Source organism: Nostoc sp. ChiVER01, from assembly GCF_034531155.1.
Lineage (GTDB): Bacteria > Cyanobacteriota > Cyanobacteriia > Cyanobacteriales > Nostocaceae > Nostoc.
Genome location: NZ_JAVRBS010000041.1, coordinates 34,692 through 60,081, shown reverse-complemented (window position 1 = coordinate 60,081; position 25,390 = coordinate 34,692). Strand labels below are relative to the sequence as shown.

The window sequence follows — 25,390 nt, the reverse complement described above, 5'->3', positions numbered from 1 at the left end:
TCAATATAGCGAACCCAACTCTTTGTGTCAACTCTTTTTCCAAAAATCTTTTGGATCTTTTCTGAGTCTCTATGAAAGCCTTAGCGAGTAAGGGTTATAGGCTATAGTATTCCTGGAAGTCACTAAGGAAGCAATAAAGTTGTGAGTAATTCTGCTGTTTTACCACCCTGGCTGGTTTTAGATCCACTGTTGCGTGGCTGGTTGTTGGAGGATATTGGCAGGGGCGATCGCACAACAAATACGATATTAGTAGAAGATGTGACGCTAGGCTCGGCTAAATGGGTAGCTAAAGCTCCAGGGATAATTGCTGGTTTACCAGTTGCTGCTAGGGTTTTCCAGATTCTGAACGAAAAAGTCAGCTTTGTGGCGGTTGCGGCTGAAGGTACATGGTGTGAACCGGGACAGGTAGTAGGCGAAATTCATGGTTCGCTGGATGCGCTGTTGATGGGGGAACGAGTTGCGCTCAATTTGGCTATGCGGTTGAGTGGGATTGCTACCCTGACTAATATATATGTAGAAAAAATTGCTGATTTACCTGCTCAGTTGGTGGATACGCGTAAAACTACACCAGGGTTGAGACTTTTGGAAAAGTATGCAACTGCTTTGGGTGGAGCAATTAATCACCGTATGGGGTTGGATGATGCGGTGATGATTAAGGATAATCACATTGCGGCGGCTGGAGGAATTGGAGAAGCTGTTACCCGTATTCGTTCTCATATTCCTTATCCCTTGACTATAGAGGTAGAAACGGAAAGTGTAGAGCAGGTGAAAGAAGCTTTGCAGCACAAGGCTGACATTATTATGTTGGACAATATGCCTTTGGATATGATGCGTGATGCAGTGCAGTTGATTCGCCAGCAGGATAGCGGAGTGAAAATTGAAGCTTCTGGGAATGTGACTTTGGAAACTATTCGCGGTGTAGCAGAGACGGGTGTTGACTATATTTCTAGTAGTGCGCCGATTACTCAGTCGAAGTGGTTGGATTTGAGTATGAGGATTGTACTTTAAAATAAATAAGCTGAATAATCCAATTGCAAAATCGGTGTAATATTGCATTTCAGCAGGATCAAAGTTTAAAAAAATGCAAGTAAAGCCGCTAGACTTTTTCTGTAGGTCTGATTCAATCTATTTAAATTGGAATTTCAATCCAGAATTCTGTGCCTTTTCCAGGTTCTGATAGACAAGTTAAATTTCCACCATGTTTTTCTACTACAATTTGGTAGCTAATTGATAGTCCTAGCCCTGTTCCTTTACCCACAGGTTTTGTTGTGAAAAAGGGATCAAATAAGCGTTTTCTAATGTCTTCCTCTATCCCTAATCCGTTGTCAGCAATTCGGATGACAACAAATTTACTGTCCAAAATTTCAGTCCGAATTATAATTTGCGGTTTATCATTTGTTTTTAACTTGATCATTGACTCTTCTAAAGCATCGATCGCATTATTCAAAATATTCATAAATACTTGATTAAGCTGTCCAGGATAGCAATCAACTAATGGCAAACTTCCATATTCTTTAACAATAGATATATCCAACCCAATTCCATTATCTTTCCAGCGATGATGCAAGATTAATAGTGTATTTTCAATTCCTTCATGAATGTCAACTAGTTTTTTATCTGCTTCATCATGACGAGAAAAATTTCGTAACCCTAGAACAATTTCACGAATACGATTAGTACCCATATTCATTGATGACAGGAGTTTAGAAAGGTCATCGGTAATAAATTCCAAATCAATTTTTTCAGTGAGATCGGAAATTTCTATCTGAGGATTGGGATAGTGTTGCTGATAAAGGTGCAATAGAGTTAACATCTCTTGAAAGTATTCATTTGCATAGGTTAAGTTACCGTGAATAAAGTTAACTGGATTGTTGATTTCATGGGCAACTCCAGCTACTAACTGTCCTAAGCTAGACATTTTTTCATTTTGGATCAGCTGAGATTGAGTTTGCTGCAATTTATGCAAAGTTTCAGTGAGTTTTTCGGCTTGAGTTTGAGCAGCTAAAGTAGCAGAGCGACTTTGGGTATAAAGTTGTGCATGATCGATGGCGATCGCTAGTTGATCACAAACTGCTTGTAGCAGGCTAATTTCACTGTTAGTCCAAATGCGATCGCCACTGCAATGACTACAAACAATTGCTCCAATCTCACCAGAATTACTTTTAACTGGTAGCATTAATTGAGATGTGATGCCAAATTCGGTTAAAAGTTCTTGCAAATCATCATCAAGATACGAATTACTCTTAATATCGTCTATGCAAATTAATTCTTGGGAGATAAGTATTTTTGTTAGCAAAGCGCTTTTTTGGAGCGAAATATTGCCTAATATGCTTGGTAAGTTAGGGTTTCGCGCTTCATAGGTAATAGTTAGGCTTGGTTGCGATGGGTGCGGTAAGTAACAAAGAAAGTAGCAACGATCAATTTGTAATAAGCTACGAATTTCATTGACCGCAGTTTGTAAAATCATATTTAGGTCAAGAGAACTGCGGATTTGACTAGCTAGACGCAGTAATAAAGCTTCCCTACGGCTGAGGAGTTCTTCTCGCGCCAAGATTCGATCAATAGCCACAGCAATACTATTAGCAATCCAATTTAATAGGTTATGAGTTGCTTCGGTAAATAATTGCTTACTAACTAAAGCCATTATACCGATTAATTGCTGCTCTACTATTAAGGGATAAGCAGAAAGTCTCAAAATTGAAAATGTAGAATCGAGAAATTTTTCGGAATTATTAATTGATAGTTTTTCGTTAAAAATAGATTGATGGTTTTGAGCCATTAAGCCAATAATGTTATCCGCTAAAACCATGTGATTTGGGAAATCTTGGCTAGCGTTCAAAGCACTACAAGTAACATCTGTGCAATGAACACCAGCCTGCAATTGTAGCTGGTTTGTTTGTCCTTCAAATGTCCAGATACAAGCAAAGTCGATATCAAGGTATTGCGAAATAGGATTTGTACAGTTTTGCAGAATTTCTGGAAGTGTGCCACTTTGAGATAAGGCTAAACTGACTTCTGCACTCAAAAGTGACAAGCGCGATCGCTCCAATAAAGCTAACTCTGAAACCTTGCGCTGTGTAATATCTGTACGAATGGATACATATTGATAGGGGTTTCCATCTGAGTTTAACATTGGGGCGATCAAAGTATCCACCCAATAAAAACTACCATCCTTGGCTTTATTTTTAATTTCTCCCTTCCATATTTTTCCTTTAACAATAGTTTTCCATAAATTGGCAAAAAATGCCTTTGTATGATGTCCAGAATTAATAATACGATGATCTTGCCCTAAAAGTTCTTCTCTAGAATATTTAGAAATTTGACAAAATAGATCATTAACATAGGTTATTCTTCCGGTTTTATCAGTAATGGCTACAAGGGAATGGGCATTTAAAGCATATTTAAAAGCTTCTAGTTCTCTGATAGAGTTTTGTAATTCTATTTCATTCTGTTTATTAAGGGTAATGTCACGAGCTACTGCATAAATCAAGTTTTCTTCACCAAAGCCAGTCGCATTCCATGACAGCCATTTGTAAGAACCATCCTGACAAAGATAGCGGTTTTCAAAGCTGATTGCATCTACAGATTGTATAATTTTTTGGGCTGCGGCAATAGTGGATTCACGGTCTTCAGGGTGAACGAATTCGATAAAGGGTTTGCTAATAAGTTCTTGTTCAGACCAACCTAGCGTTTTTTTCCATTTTGGGTTTAAATACTTAAAATAACCATCAAAATTAGCAATACATAATAAATCTATAGAAAGTGAGAAAAATCGAGAGTATTTTTCTTCAGATTGTTTGTATTCAGCTTTAACTAGTTTCATAAATTGTTTAGGTATAAATCTTTTTGTAAGTAAAATAAATGAATACGTTTTTCGTAAATTTGATAATGATCTTAATGAGATATTATTGAGTTAGACACTACTTAATATGAGTTCCCACAAAGACTATTTGATTTCCGAATAAATACGTAATAATCAGAGCAAACGCAATAGTTATCTCCTAGTTTTTACTGAGGAAACTCGCTATTTATTTGACTTAATTTCCTACTAAATAAAGGTTTCCCTAAAAAGCTGTAAAGTAAACATTTATATTTTGTATTAAAGATAAGAAGTGTTAAGTAAGGGCAGCACCTTTTGCTTAACAGCATGAATTCCTTAATCTGCTTAAGATTGTTTGCCAGGGTATTGTGCCCGTTTTATTATCTCTAGCTTGGCTGATGTGTCAGTTTTAATAACGGGAAGAAATGTAAACATCATAAATTCGGATGCCTGCGATCGCCATTTTCAAGACCCGTATATTCAAAGGCCAACTGGATGTTCAATAGATTATTCTGGAAGTTCCTAAGCAATACTGCCGCGCTTTCTGGCTTCTTTGTAGGAAGTTCCCACATTTTTCAAACCAGCTTTAATCATTTGTTGTTCGAGGAGAGCAAAGAAACGCGTTCTATCGCCACCTTTGACTACTGCCTGATTATGGGCTTCTGCGATCGCTACTGGGTAGCCATATCCTTTTTGGACTTGTGCTAGCATTAGCCCTAATGCTTGGTCTAGTATGGTTACATTCTCTGCTACCCACGCTGGAACTTCAATCCGGGCAATTTCAGTGCCAACGTGGACATAGCAAAAGTAAATGATTTGATCCCCGTAGAGTTCGAGAATGGGGGAATTACTGCGCCACAGAGTACTGCGTTGTCCTGGTTTGAGTCGGGTTGCCCAAACAGAAGTATCTCGCAACTGTTCAAAAATTTTACAAGCTACTTTTTCTAGCTGATTTGGGCAATAAGTTTTACAGTCTGGCACTTGATGAGGACAAGCTAACAACCGTAAAAAGTTCATTGTTTCGATGCTGCGAGAGGCGCTAAGATAGCCCATCAACGGAATTTGAGCATCACGCATTTGCTGCCAAGCTTCCAGAATTGGGGGTAAAATGCGATCGCGGGCATCCATTGGTAATTGTTCTAAAAACCAGTAAATTAAGGAGCCATCTACCATCGCCAATGCTGGTGCTTCCCCCTTGGCTGCACATGCAAGTTCGGCTAATACCGTTGTTTCTGAAGCAGTGCGGCGAAAACTCATCCATTCCTCGGTTCTAATTCCCCACTGCCGAGACATATATAAATCTTCAGGGCGGTAAAATACTTCTGGCAAACTATCAAGTATCGGATGGCGATTTTGTCCGTAGTGTAAAACTACTCTGCCGATATTCAGCAGATAACAATAAGCAATTTCGTGATGATTAGGGGCAATTTGCGAACCATCGGTAGCGATGACAGTATGTACCTTTGGGGGAACTGGGATATCGATACAGGTTTCTAATGGCTCAATTGGGGTAGCATTAGCAAAGAGAATGCGATCGCGCCATTTTTCCTGGCGATCAATTAAATCTTGTTGAGACTCGTAAGCATTTTTTAGATGTTGTTGCGCCAATTCTAAACGCTGACGACTAGCAACAGCTTCTAAAGTAAGATGCTGGCTTAAACCCTGCATTTGCCTTGCCAGTTTTGTAAGATCAAGCATAAAAGTAAGTGCTAAGTGAGGAGTGAATAGTTATGAGTTATTATTTCATCTAAATCGAAAAACGTAAGCTTCTGGTTTATAATCTTTGCTATGTATCCCACTTCGTTACAATTTCGCGTTGGAATAAATTCCGAGACTAAATAAATGATTTCAGTTCACTTGAGTGAACTTGGGTTATAAGCCAGGAACTTAAGTTCCTGGCGGGATATCGGTAAACGCAACAATTTGACTATTACATAAATCTGAACAATGACAAGCCCTTTTAGGGTAAAGGTATCAAGAGATTATTGCAACGTATTTCATATATTTAAAGCCAAGCAGAGAAATCTTTAGAAAAGTGGGACAGTGATAACAGATGAATTCGCGGATCATTTTGGGCAGCTTCACGTTCTGCTTGGGTATTATAACCCCAGTCTGCGAGGAAGAGTTTCACATCTTCAAGGTCTGTTTGCTGTTGGACTAACTGCAAAGTCTTGAGTCTATCTTCTACAAACCAGAGACTAACTGCCTTATTTTCTGCTTCCTGCTTTAAATTTTGCAGAATTTCATATTTAGGACGTTTGACTTCTTTGCCAATAATTGATTCTGCTGGTAAATTCACTCCTTCTCGTTGCAACAATTGCTGGACAAAACGCCCTTCTTTAGTTGTTACAATGTACACTTTAACTCCACTGTCAAGAGTTAATTTGATTTTTTCTATTACACCTGGATAAAATCTATGCAGACTTAGCCAACCATCTAAATCTGTGGTAATCCATTCATCTCTTTGCTGATCTAGTTTCGCGCCAATTTCTTTTGCTTGCAGCTTGTCGTCTAACAATAGTTTTGGAGCGATACTTGCCCATTCATGAAGAATTTTATCATCAAGAATTCCATCTATCAAGGCTTTGATTAAAACGGGCATTTCCCAACCTGTTTCAATTACAGGTCGTAGACGATAGAACCGTAAAGCTAAATCATCTGGTGGTGTGTCGTTAGCAAAAGACCAAATTTCACAGTAGGTACGCCATGCTACCTCAAAATATTCAATTAGTCCATCGCATATGACTCCATCAAAGTCTAGGGCTAAAATTGTGGGACTACTTGCTGTCATTGTTTTGAGGATGAAACTGCTGTTGCCAGCTTAACTGAACTAGCAATGATTTGTTGTATCACAACTGTAGGCAAGAAAAATAGTCTGGATGATTGTAGGCGATCGCTTTAGCACTTCCAAGCAAGTAACTCTTCATTTCCTTAAAACTGTGACTGCAAATGGGACAGTAAATAGCATCCTCAGCGACGGGCTGAAATTCTACTATCCCCGGCATGGAAATCTTTTCATTCTTCTAGAATTTTCAGTTGCAGCTTACCGTTTTGGACACAGTACGGTGCAGGCTGCTTATGATTACAACCGTAATTTTACAAACAAACCGGAAACAACAAGGCTGATGGACGCAACGTTCAATTTACTTTTTGCTTTTACGGGAAGACGCGATCTAGGTGGCCTGCCAGTCCCGTATGAATCTAGGTGTAGAGACGTTGCAATGCAACGTCTCTACAAAAGTTTTGAAATCACGCAAAATCATTTTTATACCTGTATTCTCTACCCAGAGATAACAGCAGAGTTGATCTCATGAAACTCGGATTTCTTAGTTTGCAAGTAATGATAAAGACGATTCAGGGCGTTGAGATGAGCGTAAGCTGCGGCTACCACGATATCAGTATCAGATGCTTGTCCAGAAAATATCTGCTCTTGATGCTTCAAGCGAACTGTGACGGTTCCCAGTGCATCAATTCCTCCAGTCACAGATTGGACGGAAAATTCAATTAGTTGATTGGGAATCTGTACCAATTGATTGATTGCTTGATACACCGCATCCACTGGGCCAGTGCCTACACTCGCATCTGTAAGGATTTTGCCTTCAGGAGTGACAATTGTAATGGTTGCAGTTGGGCAAGTGCAGTCACCGCAGATTACCTGAACATGTTCGATTTGGAAGCCACTTTCTACTTGAATCTGCATTTCATCTCGAACGATCGCTTCTAAATCCCAATCTGAGATTTCTTTTTTCTTATCGGCGACATCTTTGAATCGATTGAAGGCTTTATTTAAGTCTGCCTCGTTCAATTCAAACCCCAATTCCTTGAGCCTGGTACGGAACGCATTTCTTCCAGAGTGCTTGCCCAAAACAATGCGATTTTCTGGCAAACCGATCGCAGCAGCTTCGATAATTTCATAAGTCTGGCGATGTTTGATAATCCCATCTTGGTGAATACCAGACTCATGGGCAAAAGCGTTTGCTCCCACGATCGCTTTATTGGGCTGAATCAGCATCCCTGTTAATTGGGAAACCAAGGATGAGGTTTTATAAATCTCCTGAGTCTTAATATTAGTCAGGGGTGTATCGGCATCAACCGGACGACCAAAGTAAGGATTGAAAAATGATTTGCGAACTTGCAACGCCATCACAATTTCTTCCAATGCTGCATTTCCAGCCCGTTCCCCAATACCATTAATGGTACATTCCACCTGACGCACACCATATTCAATTGCTGCCAATGCGTTAGCTGTCGCCAAACCTAAATCATTTTGAGTGTGAATGGAAAGAATCACCCCATCGATATTAGAAACATGTTCTCGAATTCCTTGAATCAGATTTCCGATTTCTTTGGGTGTGCAGTAACCAACGGTATCAGGAATATTGATTGTAGTTGCACCTGCTGCGATCGCCATCTCCAAAACTTCATAAAGAAACTCCGGCTCGGTGCGGCTAGCATCCATTGGTGAAAATTCTACATCGTCTACAAACGACTTAGCATAGGCAATCATTTCTGATGCGATCGCTAATACTTGGCTACGAGACTTTTTCAACTGATATTTCAAATGAATATCAGAGGTAGAAATCATGGTGTGGATTCTAGGACGAGCCGCTCCCTTCAAGGCTTCGGCGGCTGCATGAATATCTTGGCGAATGGCTCTAGCTAAACTGCAAATAATTGGCCCACCGGGTATTCCAACTTGTTCAGCAATGCTTTTGACAGCTTGAAAATCTCCCGGACTCGCAACGGCAAAACCTGCTTCAATCACATCAACACCAAGGAGAGCTAGTTGATGAGCGATCGCCAGCTTTTCTTCTACATTGAGGGTTGCGCCCGGTGACTGTTCGCCATCCCGTAGCGTGGTGTCGAAGATGATAACTTGGTCTGGTTGAGATGCGATGCTCATAATTGTCTCCCGTGGTATTGAAGGGATGTTTCAAAAACTTACTTTGGATATTGTATACAATCTTTCGTATTTTGTATACAATATAAAATATGAACTTAAATGACTTGGCAGCGAATGTGCTGCAACAACGCAGTACCCCAGATTTAATTGCCGATGCTTTGCGGGAAGCGATTCTGCGCGGCATTTTTCAGGAAGGACAATCTTTGAGACAGGATGAAATTGCTACTCAGTTTGGTGTTAGTCGTATTCCCGTGCGTGAAGCGCTCAAGCAGTTAGAAGCAGAAGGATTGGTGACACTGCATTTAAATCGTGGTGCGATCGTATCGGTATTGACAGCACAAGAGGCGCAAGAAATTTGTGAAATTCGTAGCGCCTTGGAAGTGAAAGCGATGCAATTGGCAATACCCAAGTTCCGGGAAACAGATATAGAAAAAGCTGCTGTAATTTTAGAAGCGACAGATCAAGCAACTGATGCAGGTGTGTTGGCAAAACTCAACTGGGAATTTCACGCTACGCTGTATGCCACTGCTGAACGTCCCCGGTTGTTGGGGATGATTAAAACTTTACACATTAATTGCGATCGCTATGTCCGGGTACAATTGGCGCAGATGGATTACCAAGAGCGATCGCAAAAAGAACACTATCAACTCTTAGATGCTTGTCGCCAGCAAGATACAAAAGCTGCTGTCAGGTTACTGAAACGACATATTGACACCGCAGGAGAACAGCTAATTGCATACTTGCAGCAAATTGCTCAGAAGCGCTGATTATTAATAAACATCTGGTGAAATTAAATATGCCTTATCTATAACCCTTGTAGAGACTTAGCAATGTTACATCAAAACAATTCTTTTCACCAGCTAATGATCTACCAGAACAGACTAAACAGGAAAATTACACTATCCTGTTCAACAAACCTCTCCCTTCCTTAAACTAAAGTTTAACTCTATCCCTCTCCGAGGCGGAGAGGGACGGTTTTATGTAGTAAAACCAGGGAAAGGTCTTTTTAAGTTGTTCAGAAAAATAGGTAGGGATCGTCCATGAAAAAACTGATCCAGCGTATTAAAAGATTGCTGCAACGTATCTTCAAAAGATTTGTATCAAATTCTCAGCAGACATCGCCCTTAATAAATTCTCGCCCCTTAGAAACTTCTATTCCTAGTGTTTCTCCCCAATGGGAATCTGGTTTAGTACTTGTATGTTCACAATGTGCAAACGAGCGCTCAAATAGTTTTCATCCAACTAGCAAAAGCTCAACAGCTTCTGAAGACTTAGAAAATTGGTTAAAATCTCGTTTAAAATTTGAGGGATTATGGGGAGAATTTCGGGTTGTTAGCACCAGTTGTTTAGGGATTTGTCCAAAATCCGGTATTACTGTTGTTATTGTAAGTAATAGAAGTGGCGAAAATAGTCCATGCTTAATTGTAAATGCTCAAAGTGATGTCGACGACGGGCTACGCCTACGTGAACTTCTTTACTCATACATCAAACAGAATAAAAAGTAAAAAGTACTCTCTACTTTTTACTTTTTACTTATATGGTGTGAAAGATTAATGATTGAAACCAGACATTTTTGGTTTTACAAAGTTAGTTGAGGAATTACTGCTTCGGGCATTAGCATTTGAGGAATCAACTGTCGGTGAACTGAGATTCAAGAAATCGATGAGTTTAAGAGTCCGTTTACGAATTTTCCAGCGCCCATTTATATTGACAACTTGATCTTCATAAGTGCCATTTGCAACATCAATGCTAGTTTCTGAGCGTTTGTGAGTTGCATGGAGATAAGAAGTCATTACTGCTTGATTATTCTCAATTGAAATGTTTATTGTACCCATCAAGTGTTGGGTAGCTGTATAACCATTTCCTTGAAATACTGAATAGACAAAATCTGCCCAAGAATCTGTCCCATAATTTGTTTGAGTTGTCCCATCAGGAAAAATAGCAGTGAGGACTGCATCTTGAGTAAAACAATTTCGATAAATATTCTTTCCTTCTAAGAGATTTCCTCTACCAATAGCATCAGTTCCCAGCGAATAACAGGATGTTAATTTTTGAATTTCTAATTCCGCGTTAGGTTGAGTTGCACTTGCTATTTCAAATCTACCTCCAATAAACAGCACAAGAGTCACTGCAAGCACAATCAAAGTTATACGATTTAACACAAACGAGATAGCCTTTGAAACTATTCGCCCATTTTCTCTTCTTTTTTCCACAGTATAAGCACCTTAATGTTTACGATTTTCATATCTTGTAACTTGCTGCAAACTCAAGTTTACACTGAACTTTTTAGCTCATAAAAACTTGGCTAAATCCTTGCAGATTTAGTTAAAGCTTATTTTTCATTTATTAGTAAATGAGCCAGATAATACAAGATTTGATGTATATTATCATTTATAACAGATACTATGTAGATTTTAAAGTGTTAATTATAACTAAATCTGTGTTGATTTTATTAAGTAATTAACTTACTACTTACATACATTTATTAAGAGAAAAATAACCTTTATTTTTACAGATTTTAAAAATTAAGTATAATTACTCTAGTAATTCATAGTTTTTTGTGATGGAAAAGCTATCAAACTTATTAAAAAAGTCGGTGAACTATGCCTCTAATAGTGCGTCAAGTTTAAATTAATAGATAAGCAAGTTCATAGTAAGGACTTTAGTCCTGATATCATAAGCTACTAAAGTGCTTACTAAAGACTCTCAAAACTAACCTAGAAATTGTACTACAGTGAGAGCTTATTCTCCAGATATAGGAATAGAAATTATAAATTCTGTTCCTTGTCCCAAGACTGATTCACAAATTAAACTTCCACCATGATTTTCTACTATAATTTGACGACTAATAGATAATCCTAATCCTGTACCTTTTCCTACAGATTTAGTAGTAAATAGATTTTCAAAAATACAGGCTTTAACTTCTTCTGTCATTCCTTTTGCATTATCTTGAATCTTAATTACCAGCTTATTATTTTCTTTAGTCTTAGTTAAGATAGTAATAACGTTAGGGTAATTTTCTTGAATGTCCATAAAACTACGACCAATATTTGCTTCTTCTAAAGCATCAATTGCATTTGCCAAAATATTCATAAACACCTGATTCAATTGTCCTAAGTAGCATTTCACTAATGGAATATTTCCATACTGCTTGACGATTTGAATGGCTGGACGATTATGATCAGCTTTCAGCCGATGCTGTAAAATTAACAAAGTACTATCAATACCTTCATGGATATTAGCTAATACTTTAGAAGAAGTATCAGCGCGTGAAAAAGTACGGAGAGAAGTACTAATGTTACGAATGCGCTGTGTCCCTATTGTCATACCATCAATCATTTTGGGTAAATCTTCTAGCAGAAAATCTATATCTATCTCTTCGGCTTTTTCTTCAATTTCAGCACCTGGATTAGGGAATTCTTTTCGGTACAGTTGCAGATATTCTATTAAATCACTTACACTATCTTTTGCTTGGGCAATACTACCTGCAATAAAACCGACTGGGTTATTTATTTCGTGTGCTACACCTGCAACTAAATTTCCCAGAGAAGACATTTTCTCACTTTGGATAAGTTGTAGCTGTGCCTCTTGTAAATTTTTTATTGAGTGTTGTAATTCTCTAGATTTATCTTGCTCTCTTGTATACAAGCGGGCATTTTCGATAGCAATAGCCATTTGAGAAACTAAAACTTTTAACACCTCTATCCTTTCTGGAAGGAAAGCTCCTAAAGATAATTTATTTTCTAAATAGATAATACCCGTAAGCTGTGATTGGTAAATAATAGGCAAGCAAAAGATTGATTTTGTTTGAGATTCCTGAATATAAATATCGAAGTTAAAAGGTTCTGTAGTTATCGCATCATTTAATACAAGATATTGCTGAGTACGAAACACGTAATTAATCACAGATAGGGGTAAATCCTGATAGTTTTCAACGGGAATAGAGCATAAAACTGTCACTACATCGTCAGCAGTATTTCCAGAAGCTTCGATATATAGTTGATTATCTTTAAGTAGGAGCAGTACTGCTTTTTGAGCGGCAGCATTTTCTAGCAGAATTTTGATTAGCTTGCTTAATAAAGTTTCCAAAACAATTTCATTGGTAATCGCTTGGGAAAACTTGATAAATGCATTAAAGTCTAAAAAATCGCTTAAACTGCTATTAGTAGTGGTGGTAGTGGTAAGGTGAATTGTATCTATTTTTGAAGGAGTAGTTTCTATAGTAGTGGTTTGTCCTACTAAAAAAGTATACTTTGATTCTAAGTGTTTAACTTTCGCGATCGCACCCCAACGAATATAGGCATAATAGGCTTTAGTTATATAAGTTTGATGGATTAACTCTTTACCTAGAGACTGATAAAATTTTCCTGCTAACTCATAAGCTAAAGCTTCTTCTTGGAGAAAACCATTTTCTTGAGATTTGGCAATAGAGTTCTCATAGTAGTCCATTGCTTCAAGTTTTTGACCCAAGATCTGATACCGTTCTGCTTCCACTAAATAAAATCTATGTAAGTGATTCGTGGGAGCATGAGTAGCCCAGAGTTCCATTTTTTGCTGATTAGCTTGAACTTTTTCTAGAATAGCTTGCTTCTTTGACTCTTTAGCAGTATGATATGTAGCCAAGTGGGCTAAAGAATCGTAAAAATAGAACAGTGGAACAACAAATAACCCTGTAACACCACCTAAAGAATTTTCTGCGATCGCGGCATTTTCTACAGCTTTAGAATACTCTCCAAATAAGTAAGAGAGCATTAGTTTATTAACAAATAAATGGTTAATTGTGTAAAGATCATTTACTTGCTGATGAATTGGGAGCATACTTTGTTCGTCGTAAGCTTCTCCAATTAAACAGTCCACATTTTCAAAACTTCCTTTCAAGTTCAAAACAGTTTGTAAATATACTAAATTCCAAGTTAAAGCTACTTGTTGCTTAATTTTTTTCAGCGAGTCACAATAAGCTATCAGTTCTTTTTCTAAAACCCAAAGTTCCTTACCCAACCAAAATGAATGATAAGGATAAATGTAACCACAATAGCCAGCATATTCTAAATCTCCAGTTTCTAAACCACTAGAATATCCTGCCATTGCTGATGTTAATGTTTCTTTAACATGCTCTTTCCAATGCATAACATGAGCGCTAACAACTGTTAGAATCTTAGCTTTGAGTTCTTGAGAATTAAATTGTGACACTAACCTTGAAGCCAATTTCCCAAATTCATAGCCAGACTCTATTTCTCCTTGAACTCCACAAAGCAGTAATCCATAAAGGCTATAACCATAGGCAGATACAGCTGTATTGCCATAGTTTAAGGACAAGTTGACCATTTTACAGACAATAATTGGCATCATTGCAGGAGCAGTTTGAAAAGCCGCAGGGAGAACTCCCATTAAGATTCTCATAGCTGCAATCTTGTTAGGATCAGTCATTAATGGTAAGTTAATTAAATCTGCATAGACATTTAGTGGCTTGTCATTAGACATCGCTTTCCCTTTCAAAGAAACAGCGATTTTATCTATCCCCTGCTGAATATCAATTGATGTCGGTTCATCTGGAAAACTTATTCCTAATAATTGCAGAGTTGATACTGCTATTTTGATAGCTTCTAGTTGTTTGCTTTGAATAATAGAAGCGATAATCTGTATTTCATAGACTTTCACTTTATCTAAAAGGTTTTTGGCTTTTTGCTGCACTACATCAGCCCATTGCTGCATCTGCTCAAAATTACCGCCCAGATAGGCTGCTTCTGCGGCTCCTTCATATAAACCTATAGTTAAGCCATATTCAGTTTCACAAGCATCTATATTTAAAAGTTCTATCCCATTTGTGAAGTATTTAAGAGCAGCTTCGTAAGCTGTAGAAGCTTTAGCTTTTCGTCCTGCAATTAAATTCAATCGTGCCAATTCAGTTTTCTCAAATTGCTCTATCAGGTTAACAATACCTACATTCAACTGATTGACAATATCAAAAATATTAGCTTCTATTTCCTCCTCTGGTATATTTTGTAGGAGCAATTGCCCAATCTTTAGATGAGTAGATTTTTTTATTTCTTCTGGAATCAAGGAATAAACTGCTTGTTGTACTCTATCATGCAAGAACTTATAACCTACCCGTGAAGAATCGAAATTTAAATTAGTCGCTTCTTCTTGATTAAAAACTAAAGGAATGCGATAAGCTTCACTTAAAGGTAGGATTAATCCCGCTTGCAAAGCCGAGTGTAAATCATTTGCTGTCAAAGAAGCTGATTTTTCATTGACTATCGATAAAATATCTAGACTAAATCTGTCACCCACACAAGCTGCTAGTTTTAAAACATCTTGAGTGAACTTCGGTAGGCTTTGAACTCGGCTTGCAACCAGTTCAACAACATTTTTATCAGTAATTCCAATTGATTGGATATTTTCTAGGCTCCATTGCCATTTAGCATTAATGAAATCAAATGTTAAAAGATGTTCTTGATGAAGTGCTTGAATTAGTTGTGTTATAAAAAATGGGTTGCCGCCTGTTTTATTAGAAATTAATTCAGCTAATTGGATAAGTTGATTATCAAATAGCCCCTTTTTGTTATTAGGATTGGTTTCTGTTTTTTGTAGAGTTTCTGTAAGCAACTGAGTTACATTCTCTGAATTCAAAGGTTGTAATACAACATTATTGACAATAGTGCCACTATTTTTAATTTCTTCTATTTTTTGGATTAAAGGATGTGCTGAACTAACTTCATTATCTCTATATGCCCCAATAAATAATAAATGCTTGCTGTCTATGTCAGTTATGACTAGTTGAATTAAATTTAATGTGGCTGAATCCGCCCATTGTAAATCATCTAAAAAGATGACCAATGGGTGTTCTTTTTGAGTAAAAACTTGGATAAATTCTTTAAAAACACGGTTAAAACGATTTTGTGACTCTGTTCCACCAATTTGGGCAATTTCAGGCTGTGTACCAATGATTAATTCTACTTCGGGAATTACGTCAGTAATGACTTTTCCATTTGCTCCTAAAGCTGATAATATTTTCTTACGCCATGTTTCTATTTTTTCATTATTTTCTGTCAGTAAGTATCGCATCAAATAAGCGAAAGCTTGAATTAAAGAAGCATAAGGTATATTTCGCTTTAACTGGTCAAACTTACCCGAAATAAAGTAACTTTGTCTGTGAGTAATAGGTTTATTAACTTCGTTAACTAAAACTGATTTGCCAATGCCAGAATAACCAGAAACTAGCATCATCTCACTAGTTCCAAGTGTAATACGCTCAAATGCAGCTAATAGTTCATTAACTTGTTCTTCACGTCCATATAATTTTTGAGGAATTAATAACTGGCTTAAGACATCTAAATGACCTGGGATAAAATCAGTAATTGTACCCTTAGTTTCTAACTGGTTGAGACATAAGTCTAAGTCTGCTAACAATCCTGTAGCACTTTGATATCGATCTTCCGCATTTTTTGCCATTAGCTTCATGACGATTTCTGAGAGTGCGGCAGGAATTTTTGGGTTTAATAACTGCGGGTTAATTGGTTCAACAGCAATGTGACTATAAACTATTTCTAGGGTATCTTGGCTAAAAAATGGCACTTTACTAGTGAGCATTTCATACAAAGTCACACCAAGAGAATAAAAGTCAGTACGATAATCAAGAGTGCGATTCATTCTCCCAGTTTGTTCAGGAGACATATAGGCAAGTGTGCCTTCAACACAGTTCGGGTTAGTAAACTGAGGATTTTCTTTATTGAGGCGGGAGGCTATACCAAAGTCAGTGAGTTTAACAATACCTGTTTGGGAGTTAATGATAATGTTACTAGGTTTGATATCTTTATGAATAATCTGGTTTTTATGTAAATAAACTAGAGCTTTTGTCAATTGAATAGCTATTTTTAAATAATTGATTAAATTAAGCTTTTCTGTCTGTAAATGTTGAGCTAAAGACTGTCCACCAAAGTCTTCTAACAAAAGTCCCACACGATTTCCAAAGGTTTCCAAACTGATAGCTTTAACTATGTTGGGATGGTCTAAACCTTGTTGAATCTGATACTCATTTTTAATACGAGTAAAGGCTTCAAGAGTAGGATATTCATTTTTCAGTAGCTTCAGAATAACTTGCTGTTGCGTCTTTGGCCTTTGTGTATGATAAATAATTGTTTGGATTCCTTCATGGATAGTCGAGTTGATTTTATATCCAGTACGATTTGGCATTTATTTTTAACTATCAATTTACAAAATTAGTATTACCCCTAGTACCGCAAGGCGGAAGTCAAAAGTCACGCATATTTTAACTTTGGGCTTTCTGGATGTAATAAAATGGTAGGTTTATTTCCGCCGACCTATACTAGGCTTGTTGTAAAAGGGGTTCTAGCTTAATTATTCCCAGTGGAATAAAATTATTAACATGAAATTCCATACCCAAGGGTTGTAAATTAAAAAGCTGATTTCCCTTGTAACGGAAACCCGTGGCTACAACCCGACTGTAACTTTTACGCTAACCGCAGATAAGGACACTTTTGCAAGAATGTAGTTGCCTTATTGTGGGCATCTAGGTTATGAGTATGTGCTGGTGTAGGTCGAATAATGCCATCAAACAGGTCATCTAACCCATAGGGAGTAAAAAATTGCCATTGCCCTTGTGCATCTAGTCGCACTCCTACAGCAGTAGCAGTATGCAGCCAATCTGTAATGCCATCCTCCGTACTGGTGTAGGGTCTGCGACCAAGCCGCCAACGAGCAAAACTAGCTTGATTTTTTACATCAAACTGTTCTTGAGGAAATTGTTCTGTGAGAGTTGCCTTTGCTGCTAGTTCTTGAGAACGGTTTCCCTCTATATCAAAGAATGCAATATCAAAATCTTTAATATTTAATTTACACTCATTGCCAAAAATTGAAGACCAAACGGTGTTTCGGACTGCACCCCCGGCTAACCACCAGTTAGGTAAATTTAGTTGAGCGATCGCTCTTAATACTGTATCAATAGGTGTATTATTTAAAATCATCTGTAGACGAGTGTTACTATTCATATCAAATTCCTGGGATGATCAACTAGAAGGTGAAAATATTATTATTCATATCTCATTAAGCTTACGGTCTTAATAGACCTACTCTGATACTTGGCAGGTCAAGGTTTATTAGGGTAACTGCTGAAGTCATAGTATAGAGAACAGGATTTTACGGAAGGTTAAATTGTGAATTTATAACTTTTATTTATGGAAGATTTATTTGCGCGGCTAGAACGCACATTCAATCCTGAACTGCCTTCCCTAACAGAGTCACAACAAGAACTTCTACAAGAACTCAACATTGATGAAAATCAACCTGGTACGATTCTGCATGACTTTCAAACCCTGATAGATTTCTTGCAACCAAATGGAGTGGAAGTTAGTAGTGTTAATAACCTTTTACCACTGAAAGTATTATCAGAAGTTAACTCTCGGTTAAGTCATCCAATCGAAACTAAACTTAAACGTCCTGTCCAGAAATCATACCCCTACATTAATGGACTATATCTGTTATTACGCAGTTCTGGGATAGCCCAAATCAGATCCCAAGGTAAGAAACAAATTTTAGTATTAGACACAGCTACGTTGGAATCATGGTCAAATCTTAACCTAACAGAACGCTATTTCAACTTATTAGAAGCCTGGTTGATTTGGGGAAATAACGAAATTTTGGGTGAGCATCAAGACTCATTCGGGAATTTATTTAGATGTATTCAACTTTGGCCCCGCGTTCCAGATAAAGGGTTAAAATTTCCTAAATATGAAGATCAACAGAATATTAGTTATTACCCTGGTTTGCATAACGTTGCTCTGTTAGAGTTATTTGGATTGTTATCTATCAAGCAAGGAAAACCGCAAGAAGGTAAGGGGTGGCGTATTACCAGTTTACAACGCTTACCCTTTGGAGATGCTCTGTTACAATTATTATTTCCATTAGGTATACGAGGAGAATTACAGGATGATGTAAATGTGAGTTTTGGAAAATTGCAGTCACATTTACAACCATTTTTTCCAGAATGGGAGCATAACTTATTTGTTCCACAGCAAAGATTCACCGATGGAATTTATATTTTTAAAGTGTCTATTTCTCAGGCTTGGAGACGTATTGCTATACCAGCGAAAAAAACATTAAGCTGGCTAGCTGAAACAATTCTTGATGCTTTTGATTTTGACTACGACCATTTATATGAGTTTAGTTATAAAGATCGTTTTGGCCGTGCAATTAAAATAGGTCATCCTTACATCGAAACACCTCCATTTGCTGACCAAATACAGATTGGTAATTTATCCCTAGAACCAGGTGCTAAAATGACCTATCTTTATGATTTTGGTGATAACTGGAAATTTGATGTGCAGTTAGAAGAAATTAATCAGCCTGACAATAAAATCAAAAAACCAAAGATTTTAGAAGTTCATGGAAATGCACCTCAACAATATTGGAGTGAGGATGATGAATCAGATCAAGATGAAGGTTGAGTGGGCTTTAGAGAGACGCGGAGAATGAAAATGTCATTTTGTAACTGTATTTTTTGTTTGTATCTGCTACAACCAGCTTTAAGATTAACATAGCTTTAGTTTCAATGAAGCTACACAAATTGTAAGGAGATAAAACCTGTGAGTCTTCCATATACTGGAGGTTGTCAATGTGGACAGATTCGTTATGAAATTCATGCCCAACCGTTAACTCTTTACCTATGTCACTGCAAGGAGTGTCAAAAACAATCGTCTAGTGCCTTTGGTATGTCTCTTACAGTACTACGAGATGCAGTTATGATTGTTCAGGGTAAACCGAAAGCTTGGACTCGGAAAAATGATAGTGGACGTGAAGTAAAGAACCTGTTCTGTGGCGACTGCGGAACGCGATTGTTCCATGAACGGACTTACAATACAAATACTATCAATGTCAAAGCTGGAACCTTAGATGATACAAGTTGGTTACGCCCGGTGGGCAATATTTGGACACGCAGCGCCCAGTCATGGATGATAATTTCAGACCAATTGCTCAACTATGACGGGCAACCAGAGGACACACAGCCTTTATGGGAAAAATGGAAACAACAACATCCATAAATGCACAATTCTCGATTTTAGAAAATATACCCGACACTTAAACCAGTGCCCTTGGTTGGTAGTCTAATTCATGACTTTACCAAAGGTGATAATGATAAATTTTACTGGTAAAGTACTTTAATGAACATATTAAATTTTTTTAAAACAGTAATAGTAAACTCAAATTATAAGTTCAGCTTGTATATGATATGTATTCCTATACCCGTCTGCAAATCATGTTAATAAAGCTAACACACTATTAACATTTCACATGAAAACTTACTGGACATTTCCAATCAAGTGATTCAAGTAAAATTGGATAAGTCTAATTTATTACTCACCGGGCACAGGTGCGGCTACACAGTCAAAACCCACCTCCGTGGGTTAAAATCATTGATTTTCTCTTAGTCCACGAGGGTGGACTTAGTTTGTGTAGTAGCGAATTCTATTCGCCTAAAACTTTTCAAACAACCTCTAAGACGATTTTGCTCTATTCTCGAAACTTTTAACAGTTATTTGCACACAAAATTGATGAAAAACGATACACCAGAAGAATTAAACCCAGACAAAGAGATTGGACGCTTGATTGATGAAGTCATGTCTTCGTCTCTGACTGATGAACAGTACCGCAAAAAGATGCAGCGACGCAAAGAAGTGCAGGATAAACGCATAGCACAAGCTGTACCTGAAAAAGGATTAATTATTGTAAATACTGGGAATGGTAAAGGTAAAACCACTGCGGCTTTAGGGATGGTGTTACGATCGCTAGGTCACGGGTATAAAGTAGCGATCATCCAATTTATTAAAGGTAGCTGGGAACCTTCAGAAAAAAGGGTTTTCAGTAATTGGGAAGATCAGTTAGAATTTCACGCAATGGGCGAAGGCTTTACCTGGGAAACTCAAGACCGCGATCGCGATCTCGATAAAGCTAGCGCCGCTTGGCAAAAATCATTAGAATATATTCGCAACCCAGACTTCCACATGGTGTTGTTAGATGAAATCAATATTGCGCTTAAAATGTCTTACTTAGAAGTAGACGATGTTTTAGCAGGTTTGGCGCAAAAACCTGCTGATAAACACGTTATTCTTACAGGTAGAGGCGCACCGGCTGCAATAATAGAGCGTGCTGACCTCGTAACTGAAATGACCCTAATTAAGCACCCTTTCCGCGATCAAGGCGTTAAGGCGCAACCAGGAATTGAGTATTAAATTGAAGATTACTTACACATTTGCAATGTGCGGCGATCGCTAGCAGTGATAGAACTTAAATGATAAAAGTCTTGCAGAGCCAGCGAGTAAGGATAACTGCTGAACTCATCTTCACTCACTTGAGGCAGTCGATTGCTTGAAGCTACCTGATTCGACTGAGTAGTACTGGCTTCATTTGACGAACTATTAACCGTCATCGCCAATTCTCCTGATGGGTTGAGTGTACCCTGAAAACAATTAAACTCTGAGTGGGGCATAAACAATGCACCCGTTACCTTATTCTGCTGCTTTTGAAATATGATGTAACCTTGACCAAGCTGGTTTGATTTTGGGGATTGACCATAGAGGTAAATCCCATCTTTTACAGGAAAATCCGCTTTTGGTAAAACTCCCGCGTCTTTTGTAGCTCCTTGAGTATTTGGAACCAACGCTGTGGTTGTAGGTAATGTTTTTCCACTCTTATGACCAAAAAACCCTCCATCTCCAGAAGCCGCATTGAGTTGACTTCTCTGCTCTCTAACTCTTCTTAGCTGCGACAAAAGAGAGTTTTCGCTAGGTTTCTGAATTTGAGCTGATGATAATGAAGAATTTGTAAATGGTACTACTTGAGTCTGCTTGGCTATAAAGCCCAAACCGAGAAGTAAGCCTAAGCCTGCGAGGGAAATTCCCCATTGACGGGGAGATAAGAACTGATGAAGGTTATTAAGCACCCTACTTCTCCTGTTAAAAAACGAACTAATTTTTTATAATTTACTTACATTATCACTAAGTCTTAATTATCAAAGACCTTGTTTACAACTTATATTACTATTGTCCAAAAAAGAAAACTGTCAAAAACTAAAGTTTTTAGTTAAAAAAGCTCAACAACCTTAGATTACCATCACTTAGAGTATTTATTCTTCATCCAATAGATTCATCCCATTGGGTGAGGTTAATCCCAAATTAAACCTTCTCAATTAACATTTAATTTTTTAACATCTTGCCTTTGAGATTTTTCAGGTGATAAAAATGCTGAGATCATCGGTCTTTCAGCAAGTTTAGCCCTTGCTGCTATGATATTCTCCCAAGTATCGCCAATTTCTGCGTAGGCGTAGCCCGCCGTAGGCATCGCTCCCTTGTTGCTTTCATAGAAAAGGATTGCCCCTTAGCTGAGTACTGACTTTTGATGATAACTTTTTTACTCGATTATAAGTAATAGTCCTACAGTCAAAGTAATTCTGGCACTTGCAGGTAGTTACGTAGATTGAGAAAGACTGCGCCTAGACGTAAAAGTGCGTCAGATTGAAAAAGGGTTGCAATGGTGTAAATATTGTGACCAAATTAAGTTGCAATTTTGATGGATTGTGGGGGTTTGGATAAAATTATCCCTCTACCCAGAAACAACCAGTTTGGATTTCCATCTGTGGGGAAATAGGTGATAATTAACTGTGGTGGAGGTTAATTATATTTACCCTATTCTATGACTGAAGATTTACTCAAGTCGTTTCAACAAGCTTATCGTAATTTGGAACTGTTACCCTTAATTGAAGAGAATGATTTACGAAGGTTTCGGGTAGAGTATGGCGAAGATACTATTGATGAATTGATACAGTTGATTGAAGATAGTCCCAATTCAGATGGTAAGGTTGTTTTCACCGGACATCGAGGATGTGGTAAGTCTACTTTGTTAGCGGAATTTAGCCGGAGAATAGAAGATAAATATTTTGTTGTTTTATTTTCTATTGCTAACACTATAGAAATGTCTGACGTAAATCATATTAATGTCCTGTTTTCTATTGCTGTTAATTTAATGCTGGAAGCAGAGGCGCGTCAAATTGATATTCCTACTTCTACTAAAAATGCCATTGATAAATGGTTTGCTACCCGCGTCCGCACGGAAGAAACCAATATTGAAAGGGAAGCTTCTAAAGATTTTAATATATTGAAACTATTTAGTGTCAAATTAAAAGTTGACTCGAAAATTCGTTATGAACTTAAACAAGAATTTGAGCGTAAAATTTCTGAGTTAGTCGCTCAATTAAATATTATCGCCGCAGCAATTCAAGCGGTTACAAAAAAGCAAATATTAGTAATTGTTGATGATTTAGATAAGCTTGATTTAGTAGTAGTCAATAATCTATTTAAAGATAATATTAAAGCTCTTTGCTTACCTGGATTTAGAATTATTTATACTATACCCATTGCGGCTTTGCGAGAAAAAGACCTCAAACCAACTATTGAAAATGAAACTAACGATCAAGTTGTGGCAATGCCTGTTTTAAAGTTATTTAAAAAAGGAGAGAGTCATTTAGCAAATTCTACACCATTTCCAAAAACTTTGAATATTCTTTGTGAAATATTGACTAAACGAATCTCAAATAATTTACTTGAATCATCAACAGCAGAAAAAATAGTTTTAAATAGTGGTGGTGTGTTACGGGAATTAATTCGCATTTCTAATGAATGTTGTCGGATTTGTCTGCGATTAATTCGCCGGAAGCCAGAAGATAAAGTAATAATTAATGATGAAATTTTAGACCAAGCAATTAATAATATTCGTAATGATTTTTCTATGCCTTTAGGTAGTGTAGATTATCGAATATTGCAAACAACTTATAATAATTTCAAGCCAGAAGATCCAAAACAGCAAGAATTTCTCGACTTACTACATGGGCTTTATGTACTTGAATATCGCAATCGTCAAAATTGGTATGATGTTCATCCTATTGTTGTCGAATTATTGCGTGAGGAGGGCTTAATTGATGACAGCAAATAATCAGAATAAAAATATTAACCCCAATCAAAAAAATCAAGATGCTTTTGATGATTTAATTGTCTCCATTGAAGCAGGAGCAGGTAAATTTAATTTACTCATTGGTATTTGTGATAATGCTGATTTTCGGAATCAAGTAATTGACCGCTATGAAACAGAATTAAAACCTCAGTTTTGTACTTATAGGGTTACATTAGACGAAGAAGAACCTAATTTAAAAGCCGCTATTCAAGAACTATTAGGAAAGGAAGAATGTCTACAACAGTTTCAATCAGCAGTGATAACTGTCACGGGTGCAGAAAAGTTGCTTTTTCTCAGACTGGGGGAAGAACAATCAGCACAAGAAAAGTTCTTTGGTTATTTGCAGTGGACAAGGGAAGGTTTGGGGAAATTCCCCTTTGCGATCGTCCTGTGGGTGACGCATCAATTGATGATTAATTTAATCAAAAAAGCGCCGGATTTTTGGAGTTGGCGTAATGGAGTATTTCGGTTTGTTTCACATGCTAAAAATGTGATTTCTGCGAGAGAAGTTGAAGCGATACGTTTTGCGTTAACAAGTACGGAATTAGAAAACTTTAATAGTGATAATGACTATTTTTTACCCATTGAAGATTTACAAAGATTAATTCAGCAAATAGAACAGCAAAGCGAAATTAAAGACGCGAAATTAGCAAGTTTGTATATTACATTGGCAAACATTTACAAACAGAGATTAGATAGAGGTGAAGCCCAGGACTATCAACAAGAATTAGATTTAGCAATTAAGTATATTTATAAAGCGCTGGAATTGCAAAAAGAATTAGGGTTAGAAGAAGATGTCGCCACTAGCCTCAACAACCTAGCCTTACTCTACAACTCCCAAGGCAGATATAGCGAAGCCGAACCCCTTTTCATCCAAGCTTTGGCACTCAGGCGTCAACTGCTGGGTGATGAACATCCTAATGTCGCCACTAGCCTCAACAACTTAGCTAATCTCTACTACTCCCAAGGCAGATACAGCGAAGCCGAACCCCTTTTCATCCAAGCTTTGGTACTCAGGCGTCAACTGCTGGGTGATGAACATCCAGATGTCGCCACTAGCCTTAACAACTTAGCTAATCTCTACAACTCCCAAGGCAGATACAGCGAAGCCGAACCCCTTTTCATCCAGGCTTTGGCACTCAGGCGTCAACTGCTGGGTGATGAACATCCTAATGTCGCCGCTAGCCTCAACAACTTAGCATTACTCTACTACTCTCAAGGCAGATACAGCGAAGCCGAACCCCTTTTCATCCAAGCTTTGGCACTCAAGCGTCAACTGCTGGGTGATGAACATCCAGATGTCGCCGCTAGCCTCAACAACTTAGCTAATCTCTACGAATCCCAAGGCAGATACAGCGAAGCCGAACCCCTTTTCATCCAAGCTTTGGTACTCAGGCGTCAACTGCTGGGTGATGAACATCCAGATGTCGCCACTAGCCTTAACAACTTAGCTAATCTCTACAACTCCCAAGGCAGATACAGCGAAGCCGAACCCCTTTTCATCCAGGCTTTGGCACTCAGGCGTCAACTGCTGGGTGATGAACATCCTAATGTCGCCGCTAGCCTCAACAACTTAGCATTACTCTACTACTCTCAAGGCAGATACAGCGAAGCCGAACCCCTTTTCATCCAAGCTTTGGTACTCAGGC

General features: G+C 37.8%; 18 protein-coding genes. 9 read left to right on the top strand and 9 right to left on the bottom strand.

Annotated features, from left to right (window positions below; all coding sequences use genetic code 11):
* Positions 1–141: 141 nt before the first annotated feature.
* Complete coding sequence (nadC, locus tag RMY00_RS33125) at positions 142–1,008, top strand: carboxylating nicotinate-nucleotide diphosphorylase (protein WP_322651600.1); 867 nt, start codon at positions 142–144, stop codon at positions 1,006–1,008.
* Positions 1,009–1,129: 121 nt separating this feature from the next.
* Here nadC and RMY00_RS33120 read toward each other — a convergent pair whose 3' ends face one another.
* The 3 genes from RMY00_RS33120 to RMY00_RS33110 form a co-directional block, all read right to left on the bottom strand.
* On the bottom strand, positions 1,130–3,823 hold the full coding sequence (locus RMY00_RS33120) for a PAS domain S-box protein (protein ID WP_322651599.1): 2,694 nt from the start codon (positions 3,821–3,823) through the stop codon (positions 1,130–1,132).
* A 519-nt stretch (positions 3,824–4,342) separates the two neighbouring features.
* Complete coding sequence (locus tag RMY00_RS33115) at positions 4,343–5,518, bottom strand: DNA double-strand break repair nuclease NurA (protein WP_322651598.1); 1,176 nt, start codon at positions 5,516–5,518, stop codon at positions 4,343–4,345.
* A gap of 307 nt (positions 5,519–5,825) precedes the next feature.
* Positions 5,826–6,611, bottom strand: coding sequence for an HAD family hydrolase (locus RMY00_RS33110; RefSeq protein WP_322651597.1), 786 nt, complete (start codon positions 6,609–6,611; stop codon positions 5,826–5,828).
* 88 nt (positions 6,612–6,699) lie between these two features.
* Between RMY00_RS33110 and RMY00_RS33105 the strand changes: the two genes are divergently transcribed.
* Complete coding sequence (locus tag RMY00_RS33105) at positions 6,700–7,134, top strand: hypothetical protein (RefSeq protein WP_322651596.1); 435 nt, start codon at positions 6,700–6,702, stop codon at positions 7,132–7,134.
* On the opposite strand, the gene RMY00_RS33100 is transcribed toward RMY00_RS33105, so the two are convergent.
* A complete protein-coding gene (locus tag RMY00_RS33100; protein ID WP_322651595.1) occupies positions 7,101–8,723 on the bottom strand; it encodes a 2-isopropylmalate synthase in 1,623 nt (540 codons plus the stop codon). The genes RMY00_RS33105 and RMY00_RS33100 overlap by 34 nt on opposite strands.
* Before the next feature lie 89 nt (positions 8,724–8,812).
* Between RMY00_RS33100 and RMY00_RS33095 the strand changes: the two genes are divergently transcribed.
* Positions 8,813–9,490 (top strand): GntR family transcriptional regulator, encoded by a 678-nt coding sequence (locus tag RMY00_RS33095; RefSeq protein WP_322651594.1) that lies wholly within the window; start codon positions 8,813–8,815, stop codon positions 9,488–9,490.
* Positions 9,491–9,763: 273 nt separating this feature from the next.
* Positions 9,764–10,228, top strand: coding sequence for a (2Fe-2S) ferredoxin domain-containing protein (locus tag RMY00_RS33090; protein ID WP_322651593.1), 465 nt, complete (start codon positions 9,764–9,766; stop codon positions 10,226–10,228).
* Between the two features lie 45 nt (positions 10,229–10,273).
* Here the strand turns inward: RMY00_RS33090 and RMY00_RS33085 are convergent, their stop codons facing one another.
* The 3 genes from RMY00_RS33085 to RMY00_RS33075 all read right to left on the bottom strand — a co-directional run bounded on the left by RMY00_RS33085 (position 10,274) and on the right by RMY00_RS33075 (position 17,731).
* On the bottom strand, positions 10,274–10,885 hold the full coding sequence (locus RMY00_RS33085; RefSeq protein WP_322651592.1) for a nuclear transport factor 2 family protein: 612 nt from the start codon (positions 10,883–10,885) through the stop codon (positions 10,274–10,276).
* A gap of 580 nt (positions 10,886–11,465) precedes the next feature.
* Positions 11,466–16,916, bottom strand: a complete 5,451-nt coding sequence (locus RMY00_RS33080) for an AAA family ATPase (protein ID WP_322651591.1) — start codon at positions 16,914–16,916, stop codon at positions 11,466–11,468.
* 278 nt (positions 16,917–17,194) lie between these two features.
* Positions 17,195–17,731, bottom strand: a complete 537-nt coding sequence (locus RMY00_RS33075) for a nucleotidyltransferase family protein (protein ID WP_322651590.1) — start codon at positions 17,729–17,731, stop codon at positions 17,195–17,197.
* A 186-nt stretch (positions 17,732–17,917) separates the two neighbouring features.
* On the opposite strand from RMY00_RS33075, the gene RMY00_RS33070 reads away from it, so the two are divergent.
* From RMY00_RS33070 to cobO, 3 genes are all read left to right on the top strand, one after another.
* The gene (locus tag RMY00_RS33070) at positions 17,918–19,186 is read left to right on the top strand and encodes a plasmid pRiA4b ORF-3 family protein (RefSeq protein WP_322651589.1); all 1,269 of its coding nucleotides are present in this window, start codon (positions 17,918–17,920) and stop codon (positions 19,184–19,186) included.
* 138 nt (positions 19,187–19,324) lie between these two features.
* Complete coding sequence (locus RMY00_RS33065) at positions 19,325–19,780, top strand: GFA family protein (protein ID WP_322651588.1); 456 nt, start codon at positions 19,325–19,327, stop codon at positions 19,778–19,780.
* A 510-nt stretch (positions 19,781–20,290) separates the two neighbouring features.
* Positions 20,291–20,968, top strand: a complete 678-nt coding sequence (cobO, locus tag RMY00_RS33060; protein ID WP_322651587.1) for a cob(I)yrinic acid a,c-diamide adenosyltransferase — start codon at positions 20,291–20,293, stop codon at positions 20,966–20,968.
* Positions 20,969–20,976: 8 nt separating this feature from the next.
* Here the strand turns inward: cobO and RMY00_RS33055 are convergent, their stop codons facing one another.
* Both RMY00_RS33055 and RMY00_RS33050 read right to left on the bottom strand, forming a co-directional pair.
* Positions 20,977–21,678 carry a hypothetical protein gene (locus RMY00_RS33055; RefSeq protein ID WP_322651586.1) on the bottom strand — a complete coding sequence of 234 codons (702 nt, stop codon included), beginning with the start codon at positions 21,676–21,678 and terminating at the stop codon, positions 20,977–20,979.
* Between the two features lie 242 nt (positions 21,679–21,920).
* A complete protein-coding gene (locus RMY00_RS33050) occupies positions 21,921–22,076 on the bottom strand; it encodes a hypothetical protein (protein ID WP_322651585.1) in 156 nt (51 codons plus the stop codon).
* Positions 22,077–22,427: 351 nt separating this feature from the next.
* Here RMY00_RS33050 and RMY00_RS33045 point away from each other — a divergent pair, with 351 nt between their 5' ends.
* Positions 22,428–23,723, top strand: a complete 1,296-nt coding sequence (locus tag RMY00_RS33045) for an ATP-binding protein (RefSeq protein WP_322651584.1) — start codon at positions 22,428–22,430, stop codon at positions 23,721–23,723.
* Positions 23,710–25,390: tetratricopeptide repeat protein (locus RMY00_RS33040; protein WP_322651583.1), on the top strand; the 1,681-nt coding region annotated here is incomplete at its 3' end. The genes RMY00_RS33045 and RMY00_RS33040, both read left to right, overlap by 14 nt.

What these genes read in the sequence shown, in the direction of transcription:
- RMY00_RS33105 (WP_322651596.1), top strand. Translation starts at nt 6,700, where the DNA reads ATGATTGTAGGCGATCGCTTTAGCACTTCCAAGCAAGTAACTCTTCAT.
- RMY00_RS33115 (WP_322651598.1), bottom strand. Translation starts at nt 5,518, where the DNA reads ATGCTTGATCTTACAAAACTGGCAAGGCAAATGCAGGGTTTAAGCCAG.
- RMY00_RS33045 (WP_322651584.1), top strand. Translation starts at nt 22,428, where the DNA reads ATGACTGAAGATTTACTCAAGTCGTTTCAACAAGCTTATCGTAATTTG.
- RMY00_RS33075 (WP_322651590.1), bottom strand. Translation starts at nt 17,731, where the DNA reads ATGAATAGTAACACTCGTCTACAGATGATTTTAAATAATACACCTATT.
- RMY00_RS33090 (WP_322651593.1), top strand. Translation starts at nt 9,764, where the DNA reads ATGAAAAAACTGATCCAGCGTATTAAAAGATTGCTGCAACGTATCTTC.
- RMY00_RS33110 (WP_322651597.1), bottom strand. Translation starts at nt 6,611, where the DNA reads ATGACAGCAAGTAGTCCCACAATTTTAGCCCTAGACTTTGATGGAGTC.
- RMY00_RS33120 (WP_322651599.1), bottom strand. Translation starts at nt 3,823, where the DNA reads ATGAAACTAGTTAAAGCTGAATACAAACAATCTGAAGAAAAATACTCT.
- RMY00_RS33070 (WP_322651589.1), top strand. Translation starts at nt 17,918, where the DNA reads ATGGAAGATTTATTTGCGCGGCTAGAACGCACATTCAATCCTGAACTG.
- RMY00_RS33095 (WP_322651594.1), top strand. Translation starts at nt 8,813, where the DNA reads ATGAACTTAAATGACTTGGCAGCGAATGTGCTGCAACAACGCAGTACC.
- RMY00_RS33080 (WP_322651591.1), bottom strand. Translation starts at nt 16,916, where the DNA reads ATGCCAAATCGTACTGGATATAAAATCAACTCGACTATCCATGAAGGA.
- RMY00_RS33050 (WP_322651585.1), bottom strand. Translation starts at nt 22,076, where the DNA reads ATGCCTACGGCGGGCTACGCCTACGCAGAAATTGGCGATACTTGGGAG.
- RMY00_RS33100 (WP_322651595.1), bottom strand. Translation starts at nt 8,723, where the DNA reads ATGAGCATCGCATCTCAACCAGACCAAGTTATCATCTTCGACACCACG.
- cobO (WP_322651587.1), top strand. Translation starts at nt 20,291, where the DNA reads ATGAAAAACGATACACCAGAAGAATTAAACCCAGACAAAGAGATTGGA.